The organism is Stenotrophomonas maltophilia group sp. msm4 (assembly GCF_032025605.1).
Classification (GTDB): Bacteria; Pseudomonadota; Gammaproteobacteria; order Xanthomonadales; family Xanthomonadaceae; genus Stenotrophomonas; species Stenotrophomonas sepilia.
This window is the reverse complement of record NZ_JAVSKK010000001.1, coordinates 1,376,524-1,401,587: the sequence shown is the minus strand read 5'-3', so window position 1 is coordinate 1,401,587 and position 25,064 is coordinate 1,376,524. Positions and strand designations below refer to the sequence as shown.

12 protein-coding genes are annotated in these 25,064 nt (G+C 69.1%); all 12 read left to right on the top strand.

Annotation, left to right across the window (positions count from 1 at the left end; genetic code table 11):
- Window positions 1-60 precede the first annotated feature (60 nt).
- A complete protein-coding gene (locus ROV93_RS06650) occupies window positions 61-1,041 on the top strand; it encodes a DUF4880 domain-containing protein (RefSeq protein WP_072168846.1) in 981 nt (326 codons plus the stop codon).
- 58 nt (window positions 1,042-1,099) lie between these two features.
- Window positions 1,100-1,651, top strand: coding sequence for a hypothetical protein (locus ROV93_RS06645; protein WP_072168844.1), 552 nt, complete (start codon window positions 1,100-1,102; stop codon window positions 1,649-1,651).
- Between the two features lie 120 nt (window positions 1,652-1,771).
- Window positions 1,772-2,353 carry a hypothetical protein gene (locus ROV93_RS06640; RefSeq protein WP_072168843.1) on the top strand — a complete coding sequence of 194 codons (582 nt, stop codon included), beginning with the start codon at window positions 1,772-1,774 and terminating at the stop codon, window positions 2,351-2,353.
- Window positions 2,354-2,410: 57 nt separating this feature from the next.
- The gene (gspG, locus tag ROV93_RS06635) at window positions 2,411-2,848 is read left to right on the top strand and encodes a type II secretion system major pseudopilin GspG (RefSeq protein ID WP_005416799.1); all 438 of its coding nucleotides are present in this window, start codon (window positions 2,411-2,413) and stop codon (window positions 2,846-2,848) included.
- 9 nt (window positions 2,849-2,857) lie between these two features.
- Window positions 2,858-3,763 (top strand): type II secretion system minor pseudopilin GspK, encoded by a 906-nt coding sequence (gspK, locus tag ROV93_RS06630; protein WP_072168852.1) that lies wholly within the window; start codon window positions 2,858-2,860, stop codon window positions 3,761-3,763.
- Window positions 3,760-4,923, top strand: coding sequence for a type II secretion system protein GspL (gspL, locus tag ROV93_RS06625; RefSeq protein ID WP_072168842.1), 1,164 nt, complete (start codon window positions 3,760-3,762; stop codon window positions 4,921-4,923). The genes gspK and gspL overlap by 4 nt, the downstream gene beginning before the upstream one ends.
- Complete coding sequence (gspM, locus tag ROV93_RS06620) at window positions 4,920-5,447, top strand: type II secretion system protein GspM (protein WP_072168841.1); 528 nt, start codon at window positions 4,920-4,922, stop codon at window positions 5,445-5,447. Before gspL ends, gspM begins: the two co-directional genes overlap by 4 nt.
- A complete protein-coding gene (gene gspD, locus ROV93_RS06615) occupies window positions 5,444-7,825 on the top strand; it encodes a type II secretion system secretin GspD (protein ID WP_072168840.1) in 2,382 nt (793 codons plus the stop codon). Before gspM ends, gspD begins: the two co-directional genes overlap by 4 nt.
- On the top strand, window positions 7,822-9,255 hold the full coding sequence (gene gspE / locus ROV93_RS06610; RefSeq protein WP_072168839.1) for a type II secretion system ATPase GspE: 1,434 nt from the start codon (window positions 7,822-7,824) through the stop codon (window positions 9,253-9,255). The genes gspD and gspE overlap by 4 nt, the downstream gene beginning before the upstream one ends.
- Window positions 9,256-9,262: 7 nt before the next feature.
- Window positions 9,263-10,462, top strand: coding sequence for a type II secretion system inner membrane protein GspF (gene gspF, locus ROV93_RS06605; protein WP_072168838.1), 1,200 nt, complete (start codon window positions 9,263-9,265; stop codon window positions 10,460-10,462).
- A gap of 271 nt (window positions 10,463-10,733) precedes the next feature.
- Window positions 10,734-11,909, top strand: a complete 1,176-nt coding sequence (locus ROV93_RS06600; RefSeq protein WP_072168837.1) for a substrate-binding domain-containing protein — start codon at window positions 10,734-10,736, stop codon at window positions 11,907-11,909.
- Window positions 11,910-12,108: 199 nt separating this feature from the next.
- On the top strand, window positions 12,109-24,495 hold the full coding sequence (locus tag ROV93_RS06595; protein WP_072168836.1) for a filamentous haemagglutinin family protein: 12,387 nt from the start codon (window positions 12,109-12,111) through the stop codon (window positions 24,493-24,495).
- The last annotated feature ends 569 nt before the right edge of the window (window positions 24,496-25,064 follow it).

Sequence of the window (25,064 nt, the reverse complement as noted above, 5' to 3'; positions counted from 1 at the left end):
TCCGTCTACACTTTGACGCCGAGCAGAACCCCGCAGCGTGCGGGTCCGGCATGAGCTCCCATGGATCCTGACGACCGCCCGCAACGCCCGCTGGATGCCGTTGAGCGTCAGGCCCACGCGTGGGTGGTGCGGCTGACCTCGGGCGAGGCGACCGCTGCCGATGGGCGACGGTTCCGTGCATGGTGCGAGTCCGACCCGCGTCATCGTGAAGCGTTTGGCCGTGCGCGCCGGCAGTGGGAGCAGGTGCAGCTGGCCGGCGAGCGACTGCCCGCCGCCGCGCGCCAACCGGTCGCGCCGACGCCGGCCCAGCGCTGGAGCCGGCGAGCCTTCCTGGGCGCTGCGGTGGCGGCGCCGGCCAGTCTGGTGGTGGTGGCGGCGCTCCGCCCGCCGCTGGGATTGTGGCCGTCGGTGACGGCGATGGCGACCGATTTCCACACCGGCACCGGTGAACGACTACAGATCGCGCCCTCGCCGCAGCTCAAGATCGAACTGGATACGCAGAGCAGCCTGCGCCGCCGCGCGCACGCGCAGGGCGAGGGCTTCGAGCTGGTGCAGGGCCAGGCCGCGATCGAAACCGGTGCTGGCCTGCGCCTGGCACTGTTCGCGGGCCCGGGTTGCGTGATTGCCGATGAAGGTGCGGTGCGCCTGGACGTGCGCAACACCCACGGGCAGGTACGGGTGACCTGCGTGCAGGGTAGCGCCCGTATCGAGCACCCGCAGGGCCGCCTGCAGCTGCAGGCCGGCCAGCAGACCCGGTTCGACGAGCGCCTCAGTGGCGTCGTGGCCGAGGCCGTAGCTTCGGAAGTGAGTGCCTGGACCGAAGGCATGCTTGTGTTCCGCCGCGCACCGCTGGGCGAGGTGGTGGACGAGATCAACCGTTACCGGCGGGGCAAGGTACTGCTGGGTGAATCGGCATTGGCGCGCGCGCCGGTCAGTGGCCGCTTCCGCATCGATGATCCGGATGCGGCGCTGGAGCAGCTGCGACTGACGATGTCGCTGGATCTGCGTCGCTTTCCGGGTGGCATCGCCGTCCTTGGATAGATGAAGGCGCTGGCCGTGCGCGCCGCGCAGGGCTGTTGCAAGCGAGGAGAAGCCAAGGATGCGCAACGAGACCATCGGTGTGCTCGATCTGCGTCGCAATCTGTCTGCATTGCTGGAAACCACCCAGCGAAGGCCCCTGATGGTGCATCGTTATGGTTCGCCCTGGGTGTGCGTGGTGTCTGACGCGCAGTGGCAGCAGCAGGCGGTGCTGCTGGACTTCAATCCGCAGTCACACCCCTTGGCGATGTTGCTGCGGTTGCAGCAGCAGGAGATGCCCTTGGTCGAATCCGGGGCGCTGCCGCCTGCGGCGCTCGCACGCGCACTGCTGTTGGCGGACATGCATGGCATCGACGATCTCACGCAGCTGCATGAGCAGGTGCTGCATCATCGGCTCTGGCACTGGTTCGTGGCGGGCGCCCATGGGGTGATGGACGGGTGGCAGCTGCCCGCGCTGCGCGTCGCGCTGGCGTCATGGTGCGATGACGTGGACATGACCGATGCACTGGTCGCATTCGCTGCCCGCAGCGACGTGGCGGTACTGGCCCGCCGTTGTGGGGGTGACGCGCCGCGGCTGCAGCGCGAAGCCTGCAGGCGGATGACGCTGCGATGACGTTGCCGATGAAGCGCCATCCCGTGCACAGAGTTGCATTCGCGGTGTCGCTTCACCTGCCTTGCTGACGTCTTCTCCAGAGTACGACGCACCACGCGTCGCGGAGCACGGGCGGCGCAGATGGAAGACAGTCGCAGGATCGGCATGCTGGAGCTGGATCGCCACCTGAGCCAGTCACTGGAGCAGGCACGGCACACGCCCCTGAACGTGCAGCGTTACGGGCGCTCGTGGGTCTGGGTGCTGTCCAGTGACGCCTGGGCGGACGCGGCGCGCTGGGCGGCACTGGACAGCAGTGCGCATCCACTGGCGGCACTTCGAAAGGCCCTCGACCTGCGGATGCGGCCCTGGCCCGACGCGGCCATGAGCGCGCTGCCGCTTGGCGCAGCCGATGCGCGACTGCTGCAACGTGCGGCCCTGCTGGTGAACGTGCGTGACCTCAACAGTGCGCAGCGTGTGTACGACGACCTGCGCTACCACCAGGCCTACCGCATGTTCATCGGCCTCGACCACGGCACCGCGTGGTCGCCGACACAGTGCGTGCGCCTGCTGCAGGCGTGCGTGCATCCGTTGCTGCGCGAGTGCATCGACCAAACACTGGCCAGCGTGCCGCCGCACCTGCTCGAGGCGGCACGCGTGCCGGCTGCACGTGCGCCCGCACAGGCAACCGCGCAGCGAATCGCAGGCGGATGTTTATCGTACTGACACATGCACCGCTGACCATGGTGCAGCGGTCTCTTCCGGGATGACGAGGGCGGAACAATGGCAAGGCAGGCAGGTGGTCGCAGGGCTCGGCAGCAGGGCTTCAGCCTGATCGAGATCATGGTGGTGGTGGTGATCATCGGCATCCTTGCCGCGCTGATCGTGCCGCGGTTGATGGACCGTCCGGACCAGGCGCGCGTGGTGGCGGCGCGCCAGGACATCGCGGCGCTGATGCAGGCGCTGAAGTTGTTCAAGCTGGACAATGGGCGCTATCCCAGTGCCGAACAGGGCCTGCAGGCGCTGGTGAAGCCGCCGCAGGGCAGTGGTGCGTTGCCGGTGACGCCGTACCTGGATCGCCTGCCGAATGACCCGTGGGGCCATCCGTACCAGTACCAGGTTCCAGGCACTCATGGCGACATTGATGTGTTCTCGCTGGGTGCGGACAGCAAGCCCGGTGGCGACGCCGGGAACGCAGACATCGGCTCCTGGCAGCTGTGAGGCGTGCTGATGGCAGCCCCGACGCGTTCGGTCTCGTGCACCCGCCAGCGTGGCATGGCGGTGATCGTCGCCCTGCTGGTGGTGGCGTTGGTGGCCGTGATTGCCACCGCGCTGCTGACCCGGCAGTCGGCGCAGCTGCGCGCGCTGCGCGGCGACCAGTTGCGCGCGCAGGTGCGCATGGCGGTGGACGCCACGCTGGAGCGTGCGGCGCAGCAGCTGCGTGAGGATGTAAAGGAACAGCTGACCACGGTGCGCAGCGGGCGCTGGGCGCGCCCGTTGCAACTGCAGGCGCCGTTGCCGGTGCAGCTGCAACTGGTCGATGCGCAGTCGTTGTTCAACCTGCGCAACCTGCTGGCACAGGGCAGGCCGGACCCCGAGGCGCGGCGCGCGTTCATCGCGTTGTGTGCTGCACAGGGGCTTGGCCAGGGTGCCTGCGCATCCGCGGCGGACCACATTCAGGCGCGCCTGCGCGACGGTGACATCCAGGCACAGGCCCCACTGCCGCGCGAATCACTGATCGCGCAGGCACTGGCCGGTGCCGATCCGGTGGCATTGCAGGCGCTGGCGCGACGCACCGTGGTGCTGCCGGCGCAGACCCTGGTCAACACCAATACCAGCGACCTGAGCGTTCTGCAGGCGGTGACGCCTGCGGTCGAGCCCGCACGGCTGCAGGCGCTGCTCGCTGAGCGCGACGCCGGCCACTGGCTGCTCAACCGCGGTGACATCGCCAACCGACTCCAACTGAGCAACGAACAGATGGCCGTGCTTCCACTGGGTATCCATAGCGAGTGGTTCCTGGCCGTGGGCCGGGTGCAGGCTGACGGCAGCGCGGTTGATTTTCGCGCGCTGCTCTGGCGCGAGTACCGCGACGACGGGGTACGTGTACAACGGGTGTGGACGAGGATCGGCGCATGACGGTGCAGCTTCGGGTGCGCCTGCCGCCGTTGGCGCAGCTGCGCGCCGACAGCGCGGTGGACTGGGCGCGGCTTCACAAGGACGAGGTAGTGGCACACGGCCGCGACACGCTGGCCGCGCTGGGCCTGCGGCATCCGCGGGCGGCGGTGCATGCCTGCCTTGACCCGAACGACCTGATCCTGCTGGAACTGCAGCTGCCGCCGCTGTCCGGGCGCCGCCTGCAGGCGGCGTTGCAGGGCGAGGTGGAGGCCATGCTGCTGGATGACCTGCAGGAGGTGGCGCTGGCCCACGGTGCGCAGGCGGCAGACGGTACGGTTCCGGTGGCCTGGCTCGGCCAGCAGGCCATCGCGCAGGCGCAGCAGCTGCTGGCCTCGTGTGCGCTGCAGCTGCAGGCGTTGTATCCGACGCCACTGCTGCTGCCTTGGCAGGACGGCCACGCCACGCTGCAGGTCAGCGGCGAGCATCTGCTGGTGCGCAGCGGGCGCGATCGGGGACTTGTCCAATGGTATGGCGGACGTGACGCGTCTGCGGTGATGCAGGCGTTGGCCACCCGCCTGCAACAGGCCGGCGTGCAGGCCGTGCAGTGGATCGGCAGCGTGCCGCCGACGTGGCCGGACAGCCTGCCGGGCACCGCCGTCGCGCATGAACGGCAGGCCTGTGGCCCGTTGCCGGGGTGGTCATTGCCGCTGCCCGGCGCAGGCCGTCAAGCGCCGCGACTGGCGATCGGCCTGGCACTGGCGGCGGTGCTGCTGGCTGCACTTGGCCTGCAGTGGCAGGTCTCGCGTTGGCGGGTCGAGGGTGAGGCGCTGCAGCAGGACATGGCACGGCAGTTCAGCGCACGCTTTCCGGAGATCACCGACGTGGTGGACCCGGTGTTGCAGGCAAGGCGAGCGCTGGCGGTTCCGCCGCCAGCGCCGCCGTTGCCGGCGCTGCAGCGCCAGGTCGCCAGCACGCTGCATGCGGTTCCGGAGCTGGCGGGGCAGGTGCACAGCCTGCACTACCAACCCGGGCAGGTGTACCTGGAGCTGGACGCCGATGCCCAGGCATTGGCTGACGATCCACAGCGGCTTGAGCACTGGCAGCAAGCGATGCAGGCGCAGGGGCTGCAGCTGGCGCGCGACGCCGGTGGACGCCTGCGGGTGAGCGGAGCGGGACAGTGACGACCCGAACCCTGCGGCTGGGCGAGGGGCTGGCGGGCCTGCAGCAGCGCTGGCAACGCCTGCCACCGCGCGACCGGCTGATGCTGTGGGTGATGGTTGTGGCGCTGCTGGTGGCGGGCCTGTGGTCGTCCTGGCTGGAGCCCCTGCTGAAGCAGCGCACGCACTGGCAGGCCGAACTGCCACGGCTGCAGGCGCAGCATCGCGCACTGGCACCGCTGCTGCGCGCCCGTGAGCGCCAGCAGCTGGCGCAGGGCCAGCATCCGACCCTGGCCGGGCTGCGTGACCAGATCAAGTCCGCCGGTCTGGCTGGCGGCTTGCATATCGAAGCGCGCGACGGGTGCTGGCACCTGCAGGTACGGGCCGTTCCCGCCGATGCGCTATGGAACTGGCTGCTGCCGCTGCTGGCCGATCCGGCCATCGAGTTGCAGCAGTTGCAATTGACACGCACAGGGGATGCGAACATGCCGGCGGCAAGGATTTCCGGAAACATCGTGATGGTGGCTCCTGCGGGTGCCCATCCATGAGGGCGATGCGCAGCCTTGCCTGCAGTGCCGCATTGGCACTGATCGTGGGCATGGCCCACGTGCCGGCGCCGGTGGCGGCGCAGGACACCCGCGATGAGCCGGTGCAGCTGAACCTGGTGGATACCGATATCGGTGGCGTGCTGCGCATGGCGGCGCGCTTCACCGGGCGCCAGTTCCTGGTCGACCCACGCGTGACCGGCAAGATGACGGTGGTTTCCGATGGCCCGGTCAGCCGTACCCAGGCCTACCAGCTGCTGCTGGGCGCACTGCGCATGAGAGGCTTCGCCGTGGTCGAGAACGGCGGCGTCAGCCGGGTGGTGCCGCAGGCCGATGCCAAGCTGCTCGGTGGCCGGGTGGGCAGCGGTGGTGCAGGGGGCGAGATCGCCACGCGTACGTTTGCGCTGCGCTATGAGAGTGCGGCGGCGCTGGTGGCTGTGCTGCGGCCGATGATCAGCCCGGACAACCCGATCACCGCCAATCCAGGCAACAACACCCTGGTGATCACCGACTACGCCGACAACCTGGAGCGCATCGCGAGGGTGATCGCCAGCGTCGACACGCCCGCCGGCATGGACACCGATGTGGTGAAGCTGCAGCAGGGCATTGCGGTGGAGGTGGCGGCCATGGTTGCGCCGCTGCTGGATGCGCAGGGCGCCGAGCCGGGCCAGAAGGTGGTGGTGATGGCCGATCCGCGCAGCAACAGCGTGCTGCTGCGTTCCAGCAGCCCAGGCCGCACCCGCCTGGCGCGGCAGCTGGTGGAGAAGTTGGACCGTGCCCAGGACGAGTCCGGCAACCTGCATGTGGTCTACCTGCGCAACGCCCAGGCCAACCAGCTGGCCGGTGTGCTGCGTGGCGTGGTGGCCGGACAGAGCGATGCACCGGCCATGGGCAGCAACGAAGGCATCACCCCGCTGCCGGGTGACGCCAACCGTTCCACGCCCATCCAGCCGTCGCAGCCGCAGCAGGCCAAGCCCGGAGGCAATGCGCTGGAATCGCAGCGGCTGGACCCGAGCCGGCGCGACCCGATCGATGCAGGAAGCACCGGCTTCAGCCATAACGGCATTTCGGTACAGGCGGACGTGGCCACCAACACCCTGCTGATTTCGGCGCCGGAGCCGGTGTACCGCAACCTTCGGCGGGTGATCGACCAGCTCGACGAGCGCCGTGCGCAGGTGCTGGTGGAAAGCCTGATCGTGGAGGTCAACCAGACCGACGCGGCCGAGCTGGGCGTGCAGTGGATGCTGGGCAATGGCCGTACGTTTGGCGGCACCCATTTCGGGGGCGCTACCGGCGGTAGCGGGCTCAATACCGGTGCGCGTACCACGCTGGACGTGCTGCCCAAGGATGGCCTGAAGATCGGCGTGATCGACGGCACCATCAACCTGCCCGGTGTCGGCCAGATCCTCAACATGAAGGCGCTGGCCACTGCGCTGCAGAGCAAGGGCGGCGCCAACATCCTGTCGACGCCGAACCTGATGACGCTGGACAACGAGGCAGCCAGCATCATGGTCGGCCAGACCGTGCCGTTCGTCAGTGGCCGCTACGTGACCGACGGTGGCGGCGGCAGCAACAACCCCTTCCAGACCATCGTGCGCGAAGACGTGGGCCTGAAGCTGCGGGTGCGCCCACAGATTTCCGAGGGCGGTACGGTGAAGCTGGACATCTACCAGGAAGTCAGCAGCATCGACGCGCAGAGCGCGAACAGCACGGCCGGCATCATCACCAACAAGCGCGCACTCGATACCAGCGTGCTGCTGGACGATGGCCAGATCATGGTGCTCGGTGGCCTGCTGGAAGACAGCGTCAGCCATGGCCGTGATGCGGTGCCGGGGCTGGGGAAGATCCCGGTGCTGGGCGCCTTGTTCCGCAGCGACACGCGCAAGCGCGCCAAGACCAACCTGATGGTGTTCCTGCGCCCGCACGTGGTACGCGACCCGGCCGCCGGACAGCGCCTGACCCGCGACCGCTACGACTACATGCGCAATGCGCAGGCCGGCGCGCAGCCCGTACAGAGCTGGGCCTTGCCCGCGCTGTCGGCGCCGCAGCTGCCACCGCAGGACCTGTCGGTACTCGGCCAGGGCAATGCGCGCGATGGCCACGGCCAGCCGTTGCAGAACACCAGCCTGGCAGCGTTGTATCCGGCCGGTGACGGCGATGCGCAGCTGGTGCAGTTCGCACAGGGGCTGGAGCCGAGCCGTGCCAGCCAGGGCGTGGCGCAGGTGCGGGCGCTGGGCCTGCAGGCCTACGCGGAGGCGACGCCGGGCGAGGGTGGGCAACGCCTGCGCGTGCGGTTGCCGCGTGATCCGGCGAAGTTGGATCCGGCATTGCAGCAGCTGCGCGGGCTGGGCTACACGCCGGAACTGGTGATCGGGCCGTGAGCGCCGTTGTGCCGCTGCCATACGCGTGGGTGCGCAGCCACGGCGTGATGCTGTCCGAAGCCGGTGGCGAGCCGGTGCTGCTCGGCACGGCCGACACGGCGGCGTGGGCCGTGGCCGAGCTGCGCCGCCGGCATGGCCCGCTGCCTTTCCATGCCCTGGATGCGGCGACCTGGCAGCAGCGGTTGGGTGAGCAGTACCGTGACGGCGGTGATGCCGCGGCCGTGGTCGGTGCCGCCGAAAGTGAAGTCGATCTGGACCGGCTGATGCAGGACATGCCGGAGGTCACCGACCTGCTGGATGCGCAGGATGATGCGCCGGTGATCCGCATGATCAACGCGCTGCTGGCACAGGCTGCACGCGACGGTGCCAGCGATCTGCATATCGAGCCGTTCGAGACCCATTCGGTGGTGCGCTACCGGGTGGACGGCACGCTGCGCGACATGGTGCAGCCTCGGCGCGCACTGCACGCAGCGCTGGTGTCGCGCATCAAGATCATGGCCCACCTGGACATTGCCGAGAAGCGCCTGCCACAGGATGGGCGCATCGCGATCCGCGTGGGCGGGCGGCCGCTGGACATCCGTGTTTCCACGGTACCGACCGGGCATGGCGAGCGCGCCGTGCTGCGATTGCTCGAAAAGGATGCCGGCCGCCTGCAGCTGCAGCGCCTGGGCATGGCCGATGACACCCTGGCCACGTTCACCGGATTGATCCGGCAGCCGCACGGGATCGTGCTGGTGACCGGGCCGACCGGCAGCGGCAAGACCACGTCGCTGTACGCCGCGCTGGGCCAGCTTGACAGCAGCACCAGCAATATCCTCACCGTGGAAGATCCGGTGGAGTACGACTTTGCCGGCATTGGCCAGATCCAGGTCAACGCGCGCATCGGCATGAGCTTCGGCACCGCGCTGCGCGCGATCCTGCGCCAGGACCCGGACACCATCATGATCGGCGAGATACGTGACCTGGAGACCGCACAGATCGCGGTGCAGTCGTCGCTGACCGGGCACGGTGTGCTGGCTTCGCTGCACACCAACGATGCGATCTCGGCGGTGACCCGCCTGGCCGACATGGGCGTGGAACCGTTCCTGCTGGCCTCGTCGCTGCGCGGTGTGCTGGCGCAGCGGCTGGTGCGGCGGCTGTGCACGCAGTGCCGGCGTGCCGAGGTGGACGGCGAAGGCCGGACCGTATGGCGCGCAGTGGGTTGCACGGCCTGTGCCAACAGTGGCTATCGCGGACGCACCGGCATCCATGAACTGTTCGTGGTGGACGACCGGGTACGTGCACTGATCCATGAAGGGCAGGGTGAGCCTGCGCTACGCGAGGCGGCACGGCGGGCCGGCATGCGGACCCTTCGACAGGACGGCCAGCGCTGGGTCGACAGCGGGGTGACCACGCTGGAAGAGATCCTGCGCGTTACTGGCGACGACTGAGGCTTGCATGGCGCTGTTCGATTACCAGGCTGCCAATGCGCAGGGCCGCATCGAGAAGGGTCAACTGGATGCTGACAGCCCGCTCGGTGCGCGCCAGCTGCTGCGTGGGCGCGGGCTGACACCCGTGCAGGTGAGCGCGGCGCGCAGTGTCGGCAGTGGCTGGGGCGCTCGCCGCCTGTCGGCCAGCGAGTTGGCCTGGGCCACCCGCCAGCTGGCCAGCCTGCTGGCGGCCAGCCTGCCGTTGGAAGGCGCCTTGAGTGCGGTGATCGAGCAGGCCGAGCGCCCGCACGTGGCCCAGGCACTCACCGCTGTGCGCGCCGACGTGCGCGCCGGCCAGCGCCTGACCGTGGCGCTGGCCGCGCGGCCGCGCGATTTCCCGCCGATCTATCGGGCGCTGGTGGGTGCAGGTGAGGATTCCGGCGATCTGGCGCGGGTGATGGAGCGCCTGGCCGACTACATCGAGGAACGCAATGCGCTGCAGGCCAAGGTACTGACCGCCTTCATCTACCCGGCGGCGATCAGCCTGGTATCGGTGGCGATCGTGATCTTCCTGCTCAGCTACGTGGTGCCGCAGGTGGTGACCGCGTTCGTGCAGGCGCGGCAGACGCTGCCGATGCTGACCCAGGTGATGCTGGCCGCCAGCGCGTTCGTGCGCAGCTGGGGCATGTGGGTGGGGCTCGGCATCGCTGCGCTGGTGGTGGCCTGGCGGTTGGCCCTGCGCAAGGCCGGGTTGCGCCTGCGCTGGGACGCGATGCTGCTGCGGGTGCCGATGGTCGGGCGTTTCGTGCTGGGTGTGAACAGCGCGCGCTTCGCCTCGACACTGGCGATCCTGCTGGATGCGGGTGTGCCGCTGCTGCGTGCGCTTGAAGCTGCCCGGCAGACCCTGGGCAATGCGTTGCTGGCGCGCTGTGCCGGTGACGTGTCCGCGCGTGTGCGCGAAGGTGCCGCGCTTGGTTCTGCGCTGAAGGTGCAGAAGGTGTATCCGCCAATCCTGGTGCACCTGGTGGCCAGCGGCGAGAAGACCGGTTCGCTGGCGCCACTGCTGGACCGCGCCGCACAGACCATCTCGCGCGAGATCGAGCGTCGCGCGATGGCGCTGACTGCGTTGCTGGAGCCGACCATGATCCTGGTGATGGGCGGCGTGGTGCTGACCATCGTGCTGGCGGTGCTGATGCCGATCATGGAAATGAACCAGCTGGTGCAGTAGATCCACGCCATGCGTGGATGCACCGGACAGGACGCGCGTCGCTCGATCCATCCACGCACAGCGTGGATCTACGGGTGCCTGGATTTCTCCACACAATCCTCCACACCTTTTTCCGATCTTCCACAGGTTTCTTAAGCGGCCTGTCATCGGCGCGGACCAGCATGGACCCGTCGCCGCAGAGTGGGCTGGGAGGCCCTCGGCGGCAGCAGGCGTGTAGTGACCGTTCCTCCCTTGGCGTTTCCCTTCGCAGTAAACCCTTCAGGAGAAGATCATGACCAAGTACAAGACCCTGGCCGCGCTGGTTGCCACCGCGCTGCTCGCTACCGTGGGCGCCGCCTCGGCGCAGACCGTTACCGGCGGCGGTGCCTCGCTGCCGGCCGACCTCTACAAGGGTTCGGCCGACAGCATCCTGCCGGCGAACTTCACCTACGCCGTGACCGGTTCGGGCACCGGCAAGAAGGCCTTCCTGGAAAACAACTCGGCGCTGTTCTCGACCACCGGCACCGTGCATTTCGCCGGCAGCGATTCGGTGCTGAGCAGCACTGAGCTGAGCAACTACACCACCAACTTCAACCAGGCGACCAACGCCAACCGCTACGGCGCGCTGATCCAGGTGCCGTCCGTGGCCACCTCGGTCACCATTCCGTTCAACAAGGCCGGTTCGGCGGTGGACCTGAGCGTGGCGCAGATCTGCGGCGTGTTCTCGGGCGCGATCAGCGACTGGTCGACCATCGATGCCAACCGCAGTGGCCCGATCCAGGTGGTGTACCGTCCGGAAAGCAGCGGTACCAGCGAAATGTTCAGCCGCTTCCTGACCGCGGCCTGTGCCGCCGAGAACGCTGAAACCTCGAAGCTGGTGGGCGGCAAGTTCGCCATCAAGTCGACCTTCGCCGACCTGTACAAGCGCGATGCCAACGGCAACCTGCCGGCGTTCCTGGTGGCCGCCCCGGCCACCGGTGGCACCTCGCTGTACAACACGGTCTACGCAGCTGAAGGCCGTATCGGCTACGTCGGCCCGGACGTGATCCCGAGCCTGACCGATGCGACCAAGGTCGCCAAGGTCAAGGGTTTCTCGCCGGACCAGGTGAGCGTGCAGGCCACCCTGGACACCGTTGCTCCGCCGACCGGCACCGATGCTGAGAACCCCGCCAACTGGGTGCCGGTGTTCGGCAACCCGTCGGCTGGCTATCCGATCGCCGGCTACACCAACCTGGTGATCGGCCAGTGCTACAAGGATTCGAGCGTCGCCACCAGCCTGCGCGGCTTCCTGGCCCGCCACTATCCGGCGACCTACACCGTTGCGTATGAGAAGTCGATCACCGACCACGGCTTCATCCCGCTGACCAAAGCGTGGCGCGATGCGATCCGCAACCGCTTCGTGCTGGCCAGCAGCACGGCCGGCCTGAACAACCCCAGCACCTGTGCCGGCATCGGTCGTCCGCTGTAATCCGCAGTACCGGTTGAATCCTGCTTGACGCGACGCCGGCCTCTGGGCCGGCGTCGCCATTTCCGTGATGGTGCCGCCGCCGCAGTGTTTCACTGTCGGCTTCGTGTCACGTGAACCGTCTATCAGTGGCAGGGCATGCGTTGCGCGTGCCTCCCCGATCGTCGCCGCAGCCGCGGCCCACCAGGTTGATGAGGTTCCGATGTCGCACCCGCTCCCGTCCGTTGTTCGTCCAGCCGCGTCGATGCGCCGCAATCATCCGATGGCGTGGGCCATCGCAGTCGCACTGGGGAGCATGGTGGCCCCGGCCAGCCAGGCGCAGCAGGCGTTCAGTCCGGGCTGGTTCGCCGAACGGGGCGCGGCCCAGGGCAGCGCGGCACAGAGTGGCCGCATGCCCAACGGCGTGCCGATCCAGTTCCAGTTGCCGGCCCAGCAGCAGGATGCAGCACGGCAGAAGCTGCAGCAGTCGATCGACAATCTTGGCACGGCGGCGCAGGCGATCGCCCTGCAACAGCGCCTGCAGGAACAGGCGCGGCAGGCGCGCCGCGAGGCTGGCTTCATTGTTGCCGATGGCCTCGGCAAGGACGGCCTGAGCGTCGACCAGAACCCGCTGACCCGCGGCTGGCTCAATGCGCGCGAGGCGATCCAGTCGCAGGGCAGCGACGGGCGGGTGCAGGTCACGGTCGAGCAGACCGCGGACAAGGCGATCCTGAACTGGGAGACCTTCAACATCGGCGGCAACACTACGCTGAACTTCCTGCAGAGCCCTGACTGGGCAGTACTGAACCGCGTCAACGATCCGCAGGCGCGGCCCAGCCAGATCCTGGGCCAGCTGAAGGCCAATGGCACGGTGTTCGTGGCCAACCGCAACGGCGTGGTGTTCGGCAACAACAGCCAGGTCAATGTACGCAATCTGCTGGCGGCTGCAGCACGGATCAGCGATGCGCAGTTCCGCGACAATGGCCTGTACAGCCCCGACGCCAGCAGCAGCGCGCTCAGCGATGCATTCGGCAAGGTGACGGTGGAGCAGGGCGCCCGCATCGCGACCCATGAGCCGACCAGTGCGACGCGCGGCGGTGGCTACGTACTGCTGGCCGGGCACAGCGTGGAGAATGCTGGCCATATCGAGGCGCGCAAGGGCCAGGTGCAGCTCGCTGCGGGTGACAGTTTCGTGATCCGGCGTGGCGTGGGTACGGCCACCAACACCAGCTCCACCACCCGGGGCAATGAGATCGCGCCGCGCTTCATCGCTGGCAGCACGGCTGGTGGCGTGCGCAACACCGGCCTGCTGCGCGCGCTCGAGGGTGACGTGACCCTCGCCGGGCGCAGCGTCGAGCAGGCCGGTGTGGCCGTGGCCAGCACCACGCTCGCACAGCGCGGCACCGTGCATCTTCTGGCCTCGGCCAGCGATGCCGGCAGCAGCGTCACGCTCGCCGATGGAGCCACCACGGCGGTGCTGATCGAGGACGACGGCAAGGCCACGGCGCTGGATACGCAGCGCGACAGCCTCATCAAGGAGTCGGCAGAGCAGGACGCGGTCCGCGCTGGCGCGCGCTCGGCCACCTTCGACAATCTGTCCCAGCACAATGATCGCCGGGACCAGTCGCGGGTGGAGATCGTCTCGGGTGGCAACATCCATTTCAGCAGGGATTCGCTGACGGTCGCCACGGGCGGCCAGATCATCGCCGATGCGGCGGCCCGCAGCTACGTGGACGACGCCGCGCGCGTGGACGTGTCCGGCGCAGTGGGCGTGCAGGTGTCAATGGAGAGCAACAATGTCCAGGTCAAGGTGCAGGGCAACGAACTGCGCGACGCCCTGGACAACCGCGACAGCGGAAAGCTGACCAGCAGTGAAGTCTGGGTCGACCGCCGCAGGCTGGTCCACGTTCCGGCCGGAACCGGGGGCTACGAGGGGGAGCGCTGGTACGCTGCTGGCGGCCTGCTGGAAGTGGGGGGCTACCTCGACAACCAGGGGCACTCGATCGGCGAATGGGCCGCGCAAGGAGGCACCGTCCTGCTGGGCGGCAGGGAAGTGATCACGAACGGTGGCTCACGCATCAACCTTGCCGGCGGCAGCCTGGATGTGCAGAGCGGCGTGGTCCGGCAGAGCTGGGTGCGCGGCGTCGACGGCCAGGTCTACCGCCTTGATGAGGCGCCGGCGGAGATGCTGTTCGATGGCCTGTACAGCGGCCATGAAGTGAAGCAGGAACGCTGGGGCATCACCCAGACCTTCCGTGATCCGATCGTATTCGCGGCGCAGCGTGTCGACAACGGGTACACGGTCGGCCGCGATGCAGGACGGCTGATCGTCTCCGCACCGACCGCGGTGCTGGATGGGAAGGTTGAGACGGCCACCTTCCAGGGCGCGCAGCAGAACCGCAGGCCGGAGGCCGCACTGGATGGCTATGCGCAGGCGCAGACGGCGGTGGCGCGCAATGCGCAGCTGTACCTGGGGCGCTACGACGGCCAGGGCCGCAGCGGTGTGTTCGGCTCGGATGTGCGCCTTGATGACAAGGCTCCGGCGAAGGCGGCGTGGTCGCTGCTGGCTCCGGTCGACGAGGACCGGCGTGACACCGTGTGGCTGGATATCGCAGCGGCGAGTGCCCAGCAGTGGGGACGGATCGACCTGGCGACCGCCGATCGCATCCGCGTCGATGGCAGCCTTCGGCTTCAGGCAGGCGGACAGCTCAACCTGACCGGCAGCGAGGTGGAACTGGCAGGCGACATCGGCATTGCCGGTGGCCAGCTGTCGGCGGGCAACCTGCTGGATGTCCAGGGCCGGCCGACGGCGCTGCTGCACGATGGCCGCGCCCGCACCGCCATTGCCGACGGCACGCGGATCGATCTCTCCGGTGAATGGAGCAACGCGTCACTGGCGATGCCGCTCGACGCCAGCGGTGCCTGGACGGATGGCGGCCGCCTGAGCCTGAGCAACAGTCATGACGTGATCGTGGGCGCCGAGGCAACGGTGGACGTCGAGGCCGGCGCCGCGCTGGACCTGCGCGGTGAAGGCCGCATCGGCAAAGGGGGCAGCGTCAGCCTGCAGGCCAACAGCAGCACGGTTACGACCGACGGCAGTGGCCGGGTGCAACTGGGCGAGGGGAGCCGGTTCAGTGGCCGAGGACAGGGCAGTGGTGCCTTCTCGCTGGGAACAGGTGGCCACGTTCGGGTGGGCGATGCGGACCTGGCGGGCGCGTCGCTGCGACTGGACCCCGGCCTGTTCGGCAGTGGCTTCGCACAGTACGACATCAACGGCCACCAAGGCGTGGAGGTGGCCGACGGCGCGCGGCTGGTCGCTGCCCTGCCAGGCCTGCGCATGACCCAGGACGCGCAGACGGCAACCGATCGGGCGTCCGCACTGGCGGCATGGGATGCGCCGCTGTACAGCGCCGATCCGTCGAGCGGGCGCGTCAACCAGCGCGCCGGTGCGAGCATCAGCCTGCGTTCGGACCGCAACGGCGTGGGCGGTGACCTGCGGGTCGGCAAGGATGCACTGGTGGCGGTCGATCCAGGGCAGACGATCTCGCTGCTGGGTGCAGGCAACATCGATGTTGAAGGCACACTGCGTGCGAAGGGCGGTCGCATCGTGATCGACGATGTGCGTCCGCAGAATGCGCTGTACGCCGGGCAGCGCACCGAACGCAGCTGGCGTTTCGCCGAAGGCGCGCTGCTGGATGCCGATGCGGACGCGATCTCGCTGCCCGATGCCAGCGGCCGCCTGCGCGGGCAGGTGCCCGCGGGTGGACGCATCGAGATCGGCGGGGCGCTGGACTGGGAAACCACAGCATTCGTCGACAACCGACCACCGGAAGCCTTCGTGGTGGTCGAACGCGGTGCGCGCCTGCAGGCACGGGGTACGTCGGCCGAGCTGGATATCGACGGTCAGGGCCGTGTACGCGTGGACAGCGACGGCGGGCAGATCGTGCTGCGCTCGGCCAATGCGCTGTATCTGGAGGGCGGGATGGACGCGGCCGCCGGTGGTGCCGGCGCACGCGGCGGCACGCTTGGGCTGGCCTTCGGCGGCAGCATCCATGCGCGTGGCGCCAGCGAGGAGGTACTGCGGGCACGTGCGATCACCCTCAGCCAGCACAGCGCACCGATGCAGCCACTGCCGGACGCATTGGAGTACGGCCACGCCGCGTTGTCGGTCGAGCAGCTGCAGGCGGGCGGCTTCGACAACCTGTCCGTGTTCGGTGACATCCGCGCCGTTGGCGATGTCGACCTGCGCCTGGCCCAGAGCCTGCGCATCCATGGCCAGGGCACTTCGAGCCTGGGCATGGCCGTGGATGCCGGGCCGTCGTCGGCGTTGCGGCTGAGTGCGCCCTACGTCCGCCTGGCGCAGGCGCGCTGGGGCCAGCTGGCGGGCGAGAACCTGCAGGGTACCGTGGCGGTCGCTTCGGCCGGGCCGGACGATCACGCGCTGGCGGTGCAGGCCGCGCTGATCGACATCCGCGACGTCACCTGGCTGCCCGGGTTCGACCACGTGGCGCTGGAAAGCCGCAGTGACGTGCGCCTGACCAACGGCATTGCCAGCACTGGCAACACCAGCGCGTTGATGACGGCCGGTTCGATGGACGTGACCGCCGCCCGCCTGTACCCCACCGCAGGCGCGGTCGGCACGCTGGTGGCCGGCGCTTCGGCGCAGACCGTGCAGACCGCTGATTACTGGGCCGATCCAGCTGCCGTTCTGCGAATCCACGGCACAGGTGCGGCCACGCAGCCGGCGCCGGAATCGGCGCTGGGCACGCTTCGCCTGGTGGCTGCCACGGTGCAGCAGGGCGGCAACGTGCAGGCGCCGATGGGCACGCTGCAGCTGGGCGGCCTGATCCAGAACGGAACCATCGGCAGCCGGGTGGAACTGCTGCCAGGCAGCGTTACCTCCACCAGCGGTGCCGGCCTGTCGCTGCCCTATGGTGGCACCGTCGACGGTGTCGACTGGCGGGTAGGCACGCGCAGCCTGAGCTCGCTGACGCCGGCCGGCATCTCCTCGATGGGGGTGACCCTGAAGGCCAACGCGATCGAGGTGGCGCCGGGGGCACTGCTGGACATGTCCGGCGGTGGTGAGTTGACCGGTGCCGCCTTCGTGTCCGGGCGCGGCGGCTCCGTCGACGTGCTGCGCACGGCGTTGGCCGACGCCAATCCGCGCTACGCGTTCAGTGCGTCGGGCAACCCGGTGTACGCGATCGTACCGGGACGCGCCGAGGCGTTCGCCCCCAGCGGCGAAGAAGGATTCTCAGCTCCGGCGGTGGGCCAGCAGATCACCGTGCCGGCTGGCGTGCCCGGCCTGGCGGCCGGCACCTACACGCTGATGCCGGCAAGCTATGCGCTGCAGCCCGGTGCATTCCGGGTGGAGCTGGGCGCTACCGGCACCTCCGGCATCGTGCAACCGATTGCGACCGGCACCGGCACCTGGCGTGTGTCCGGGCAGCAGCGCACGGCGCTGGGCGCGGCATTCTCGCCGTTGCTCACCGACATCCTGCTGACGCCCGCCGCAGTGGTACGCCGGCACTCGGGCTACAACGAAACCTCCTACAACAGCTTCGCGCAGTCGGTGGCCGACCGCCGCGGCGAGTCGCGTGGCTGGCAGACCATCGATGCGCTCGGGTTGACCCTTGCGCTGGGCGAAGGTGCAGGTCGTGCAGACACGCCTGCCATCCGCTTCGCCGGCACCGCGCGGTTCGGCGCCGCCACCGACAAGGGGCGCGGCGGCACGCTGGCAGCCACGTTGGCGAGCCCGGCGGTCGGTTCACTGGAGATCGTTGACGGTAGCGCGCAATCGCAGGCGCGTGATCGCGGTGCCACCTTCAGCGACGACGCGCTCAATGCCTTCCTGCCGGCGCGGATGATCATCGGCGGGCAGTTCAGCCAGGAGGCCTCGCAGGTGGCGGTGACCGGCCAGGCGCGCAGTGTGGCGATCCGTTCCGGCGTCACCTTGAACGCACCGGAAGTGCTGGTGGCAGCGGCCTCCGGTGGCAGCGGCGTACTGGTCGAGGCCGGTGCGACCCTCGATTCACTGCCGTTCGCGACCGCCAACGCGGGTGCCAGCGCGACGCTGCCTTACCAGGTCTCCGGCGGTCTGCTTGCAGTGTCCAACCAGCGCCTGAACCTGATCACCGGCACCACGGGCGTGGAGGCCGGTCCGGTGGCGATCGACATCGGGGGGTGCCAGGCGGCGTGCGACGGCCAGGCCCGGCTGGTTTCCGATGGCAGCATCGCGGTAGCGACCGATGGCACGCTGCAGATGCGCGACTCGGTCAGCTATGGCACCCGTCAGCTCGGCCTGAGCATGGCGGCGCTGAACCTCGGCAGTGCCGAAGCGATCGCACAGGCCGCAGCGGCAGGGGCGCTGCCCAGTGGCATGACCATGAACCAGTCCGTGCTGCAGCAACTGCTGCGCGGCGATGGCGCCACCGGCGCGCCGGCGCTGGACACGCTGAGCCTGGTCGCGCGGGAGTCTGTCAACGTGTTCGGCAGCGTCGACCTGGACGCGCGCGACAGTGCCACCGGCCGCAGTGGCCTGCAGACGCTTGTGCTGGGTGCGCAGGCCATCCGCGGCTACGGCGCGGCGACCGACCGTGCGCGCATCCTGGTGGACACGCTGGTCTGGGACGGCGCATTGGCGGCGAGCCAGGCGGCGGGCAGCGACGCGTCGGTGCCGCCGGCCGATCCGATGGTGGACCGGCTCGGCGCCGGGCAGCTGGACATCGTCACCCGCCAGCTGCAGCTCGGGCGGGCGCCATTCAGCCGTCCCAGCTCTGAAGTACCTGCGAACCGGCAGGTGCTCGGATTCAGTGCGCTGAACCTGAGGGCTTCGGAGCAGCTGTCGTTCTCCGCGCAGGGCACGCTGGACGTGTTCCAGCAGCGCGGCGACTATCTGGCCGACAAGGGCTGGCAGTACAGCGGAGGCAGCCTGGGTATCGATACACCGCTGTTGACCGCCGATCCCGCCGCGCAGCTGCGCGTGCGCTCCGGCGGCGAGTTCCGCCTGCACGGGGGTACCGGCAAGGCGGGTGGCGATGCACTGGGCAGTGAGCTGAGCATCGACGCCAACCGGATCGCGCTGGACAGCACGATCGCGCTGGCGTCAGGACGGCTGTCTGCGAACGCGCGTGAGGGCATCGCGCTTGGTAGCCGGGCGGCGCTGGATCTGGCCGGGCGCAAGGTCCCGCTGTACGACGTGGACAAGTTCAGCTGGGGCGGCGATGTCGTGCTGTCCACCGACACGGGTGACATCCGCGCCGATGCGGCCTCCCGCATCGATGTTTCTGCCCGCAACAACCGCGCCGGGCGCATGACGGTCACCGCAATGGCCGGCCAAGCCGATCTGGCCGGTGTTCTGCAGGGTGCCGCCAGTGGCCGCTACGATGCCGGCGGCACGCTGGTGCCCTACGACGGTGGTGAACTTGTGGTGCGGGCACGCCAGCTGCAGGACTTCGCCGGCCTCAACCAGCGATTGACCGCCGGCGGTGTCGTCGGCGGCCGCAGCTTCCAGATTGGTGAAGGCGATCTGAGGATCGGCGACGAAGTGAAGGCGCGCCGGGTCGACATCAGTGTCGACGCGGGCAGCCTGACCGTGGCCGGCCGCATCGATGCCAGCGGCGAGCAGGTCGGCAGCATCCGCCTGTACGCCCGCGACCAGCTGCAGGTGGATGGCACGCTGGACGCGCACGGTACCGGCCTGCGCGTGGACAGCCATGGCAAGATCATCGACAGTCCGAACCGGGCCACGATCGCCCTGGGCAGCGCCGAAGGCGCCGTGGGTCTGGGCAGCGCGGCGCACCTGGACCTGCGTGCCGGCAGCGACGTTGCCGTCGGCGACGGCCCTGGACAGAACGACGGCATGGCGCGGGGCTCGCTGAAGATCGATGTGCCGCGGGTGGGCAGCAACGACGCGGCGATTGCCGCGGCCAATGGCCTGCGCATCGATGGCGCGGCCGACATCCAGCTCAATGGCGTCCGCCGTTACGACGATGCGCCCCTGGTCAGCACCGCTGATGTGCGCGGCAACCGCGCGCAGCTGGTCACCCAGCAGTGGCTGGACCAGGTGGTCGATCCGCACAGCGTGGCGTGGATCGATGGTGCGCTGGGCAACCCGGACCTGCAGCAGCGCACGCGCGCGCTGGGTGACGTCCGCCTTCGTCCCGGCGTGCAGGTGGTGGCACGGCGCAGCGACGCCAACCCGGACGGCGACCTGACCATTGCCGGCGACATCGATCTGTCCGGCTACCGCTACGGGCCCGAAGCCAACCGCGCCGATCCATCGCGGCGTGGCTTCGGCGAATCGGCCTCGCTGGTGCTGCGGGCCGAAGGCAACATCAACGTCTACGGCAGCATCAACGATGGCTTCGCACCGCCGCCGTCCACGCCGGATGAGGGGGGCTGGCAGCTGTATGAGGGTCGCAATGGCAGCGCCGGGCACACCCCCTTCGGCAGCGGCCTGGTGGTGCCGGTGGACGGAGTGAAGCTGCAGCCCGGCACCGAGTTCCAGGCCGGCACCCGCCTGAACTACGACGTGCCGGTCGAATCGGTAACGCTTCCGGTTGGTACCGTGCTGCCCGCGCCGATGGTGATCTCGCAGACCCTGCGCCTGCCAGCGGGCACCGTACTGGGTGCGGCGGTGACCACCGACTCCGGGCAGACGCTGGCGGCGGGCACCGTGCTGCAGGAGCCGCTGGTGCTGGCGGCAGGTGCGCGGCTGGGAGCCGGCTTCCGCCTGCGCAGTGCGGTACAGGTGGCGGCACAGGAGTGGCCCGCCGGCGCGGTGCTGCCGGTTGCGCTGCGCCTGGCACGGGAAGTCGCGCTCAAGGTGGGCGCGTACATTCCTTCGTTGACCAAGGTGGAACTGCCCGGCGACGCGCCAGTGAATCTGCGGCCGGTCGATGCCAACGGCAACCAGGGGCGCAACTGGGCGCTGGCGCCGATGCTGGCCGAGGGCACCAGCTCCTGGGACTTGACCGTGGTTGCCGGTGCCGATGCTGGGGCGGCCGATCCACGCAGCCGGCGCCGGGGCAGCGAAGGCAGCGTGGTGCTGGCCGATACCCACCAGGGCTCGATCGGCACGGTCAAGACCGAGATCATCTGGGTGGGTGATCGTGCGTTGACCGAGCGGGCATCGCTGGACTGGATCGGCGACACGTCCTATGCGGGCCGTCCGATCGCGGAGCTGGCCGACATGTTCGGCTTCACCGAAGATGAGTTCTGCGCGATGTCGGCCGACTACTGCGGCCCGGCACCCCGCCAGGTGGCCGCGCAGGGCTCGCTGGATTACTGGGGTGACGAGTCCTACGTGGGCACCCCTGCGAAGGACTTCGCCGCGATGTTCGGCATGACCGAAGACGAGTTCTGCAGTACCGCGCCCAGCTACTGCGCCGGCGGCGGCACGCAGACCGAAGTGACCACCTACGGCAAGCGCGCGGGCACGCCGGCGTGGAGCGTACTGCGCACCGGCAAGGGTGACATGGAACTGCTCGCTGCCGGTGACGTCGTGATGAAGTCAGGCTTCGGTGTCTACACCGCCGGCACTCCCACCGCGCTGGGTGGGGGCCACGACGCTGCCTTCAGTTCGCCCCGTGCAGCGGCTCCCTGGAACAACACCGCACTGCTGGGGCCGAACCTGGTGCCGGGCAGCTATGACGCAGCGATCGCAGGCTACCAGGCCTGGTATCCCGATCATGGTGGCAACCTGCGGGTCGAAGCCGGGCGCGATATCGTCGGCGACGCCTGGACCGCGCGCGCGGAGTCGGGCACCAGCGAGCGCGACTGGGCGCTGTACTCCAGTGCCGCGGTCGGCAATTGGCTGTGGCGGCAGGGAACCGGCAGCACCACCGGCGTGGAGCCGGTGCCGACCAGCTGGTGGGTGAACTTTGGCACCTACACCAACGTGTCCGCTGCCGCTGGCGCCTCTCCGCGGATGGTCGGCTTCACCGGCTTCGGCACCTTGGGTGGCGGCGACCTGACGCTTGAGGCCGGGCGCAATGCCGGCGTCCGCGATCCGATGGGCGACGCGCTGGGCTCGCTGAGCGCACCGCGCTCGGGCGCGATCATCGCGGCGGTGGGATCGACCGGCCGCGTCAGCAATGGCCAGCTGCACCTGACCGGTGGCGGCGACCTGCGGTTGCGCATCGGTGGCGCACTGAATCCGAATCTGCAGGCGACGATCTCCAGCCTCAATCCCTCCAGGGCGGGACAGAATCTCGACCTCAACGGTACCTTCAGCAATCTGCGTGGCAGCCTGCAGCTCGATGCCGGGCGCATCGGTGCAATGGGCGTCACCCTGGAAAACTACGCGACGCTGCGTCAGCAGCGCGCCGCAGACCTGTTTGCGCCCGACGCCGCCCGCGCGATGGGCGGACCGGTGCTGGTGCTGGGCGATGCGGTCGCGCAGCTGCAGGCACGGGGTGATGTGGTGCTCGGCGGGGTCGCCGATGCAGGCCGGGTGCCGCTGGCGAACTACAGCGCGGTGCTGCAGGATGATGGCGCGCGCGCTGCAGGCAGCACGTGGTTTTCCCTGTGGACCGCCAGCACGGCCGTGGATCTGTTCAGTGCCGGTGGTGACCTCGCGCCAGGCCTCGCCGGGCCGGATAACGTGACCGGTAGCAATCTGTGGCGCGAGCAGGTCCAGCTTGTTGTGCGTGGCAGTGATGATCTGCTGAATTACTGGCTCTATCCTTCGCGCTTCAGCGCCATTGCTGCGCAGGGCGACATCAAGCTGGACCGGATCAGCGCCACGCCGGGGACGCAGGATGTGATCCTGCTGGCACCCTCGGCAACAGGACGGCTGGACGTCCTGGCCGGTGGCAGCATCTTCGCCCAACGTGGCGCGACCCAGATCGCGCGCTCGGGCGCGGATGCGCGCCTGCCGGGACCCTTCGACCCCGCGTTCCTGGCCCAGCAGGGGGATTCCGGCGGCAATGTGACCCGCTCGCGGCACAACCTGTCGGTCGACGGCAACATTGCATCGCCGGACGCGTCGCTTCCGCTGTTTGCGTTCGGTCCGAATACTCCGCTGTCCACCGTGTCTCCGGCCCTGGCGCCGAGCCGCTTCTACGCGATGCAGGGCGACATCATCGGTCTGGCCACCGGCGCCCGGCGCACGCTGAATCCCAACGTGGGGCAGCGCACGCAGCTGAACTGGTTCGAGGCCGCCGGCGCCGTGCAACTGCGGGCAGGCCGGGACATCCTCGGGGTGTCGATGACCGCGTTGAACACCGCGCCCACCGACATCACGGTGGCGGCGGCGGGCCGCGACATCGTGCATCTGAACGCGACCATCGCCGGCCCCGGCAACACCGAGATCAGTGCCGGCCGCCAGCTGCGCCAGGAGGATGCGGGCAGCATCGTCAGCCTCGGTGGCATCGTGCAGGGCGACACCCGTCCCGGCGCCAGCATCGCGCTGACGGCCGGCAACCAGCAGATCGATTACGCGGCCCTGCGTGCCCGCTATCTGGACCCCGTCAACCTTGCCGATCCCGCGCAATCGCTTGCGTCGCAGCCGGGCAAGGCAGTCAAGGTCTACGACCAAGAACTGAAGCAGTGGCTGCAGCAGCGCTTCGGCGTGGCCGCCGACGGCGACGGGGCGCTGGCTGCCTTCGATGCGCTGCCGCAGGAACAGCAGCACATCTTCCTGCGCCAGGTCTATTACGCCGAGCTGCGCGAAGGTGGACGGGAATATACCGATGCAGAAGGGCCCCGCTTCGGCTCCTACCTGCGTGGGCGCGAGGCCATCGCCACGCTGATGCCAGACAAGGCTGCGACCGGCGCGACGATCGACCGTACCGGCGATATCGTGATGTACGGTGGCTCCGGCGTGCGCACCGAAGCGGGTGGCAACATCGAGCTGATGGCGCCGGGTGGGCAGATCGTGATCGGTGTGCAGGGCGTGGTGCCCCCGGCCAGTGCCGGACTGGTGACCCAAGGGCAGGGCGATATCCGGCTGTTCAGCCAGGACAGCGTGCTGCTGGGCCTGTCGCGGGTGATGACCACGTTCGGCGGCGACATCCTGGCGTGGTCGGAGCAGGGTGACATCAATGCTGGTCGTGGTTCGCGCACGACGTTGCTGTACACGCCACCGCGCCGCGTCTATGACGGTTGGGGCAATGTGATCCTGTCGCCGCAGGCCCCGGCCAGCGGTGCTGGCATCGCGACCTTGAACCCCATCGCCGAAGTGCCGCCGGGCGACGTCGACCTGATCGCACCGCTGGGCACCATCGATGCGGGCGAGGCCGGTATCCGCGTCTCCGGCAACATCAACCTGGCCGCGCTGCAGGTGCTCAACGCGGCCAACATCCAGGTACAGGGCGAGAGCAAGGGCCTGCCGGTGCTGGCATCGGTCAACGTCAATGCGCTGGCCGCGGCCAGTGCGGCAGCCAACAGCGCCAGCCAGGCGGCACAGGACGTGATGCGCAAGAGCCAGGACGACGCACGGCGCAACCAGCCGTCGGTGATCAGCGTGCAGATCCTGGGCTTCGGCAGCGGCACCAGCAGCGTAGCGCCGCCGGCGCGTGGCACTACCGCCAACAGCGGCTACGACGCCGACAGCGCATTCCAGTTCCCGCAGGCCAGCCGCGACGACGGCACGCAGCGCCGCTAGGTGCCGACCCTGGTCGGCACGATCGCGGCCGGCAGTAGATCCACGCCATGCGTGGATGGGACTGACCAGGAAGAACGGACAGCATCGGGCCAGCCGCCAGGGAACGGTGGCGGCCCCAGCCAGGACGGCACGGAGGGCAGGGAGCGGCCATCGGCGGTGAGGACCACCGACACGGCGCCGCCGGGCGCAGGAAAGCACCCGGCGGCAGGCTCGGCAGTAGGTCCACGCCATGCGTGGATGGCTGGGCCAGCATCAGTGCCGACCAACGGTCGGCACCCACCAGGGCAGGCCGGGCAGTAGAAGCCGCTCGGCAGTAGATCCACGCCATGCGTGGATGGCTGGGCCAGCATCAGTGCCGACCAAGGTCGGCACCCACCAAAGCAGGCCGGGCAGTAGAAGCCACTCGGCAGTAGATCCACGCCATGCGTGGATGGCTGGGCCAGCATCAGTGCCGACCAAGGTCGGCACCCACCAAAGCAGGCCGGGCAGTAGAAGCCGCTCGGCAGTAGATCCACGCCATGCGTGGATGGTTGGGCCAGCATCAGTGCCGACCAACGGTCGGCACCCAC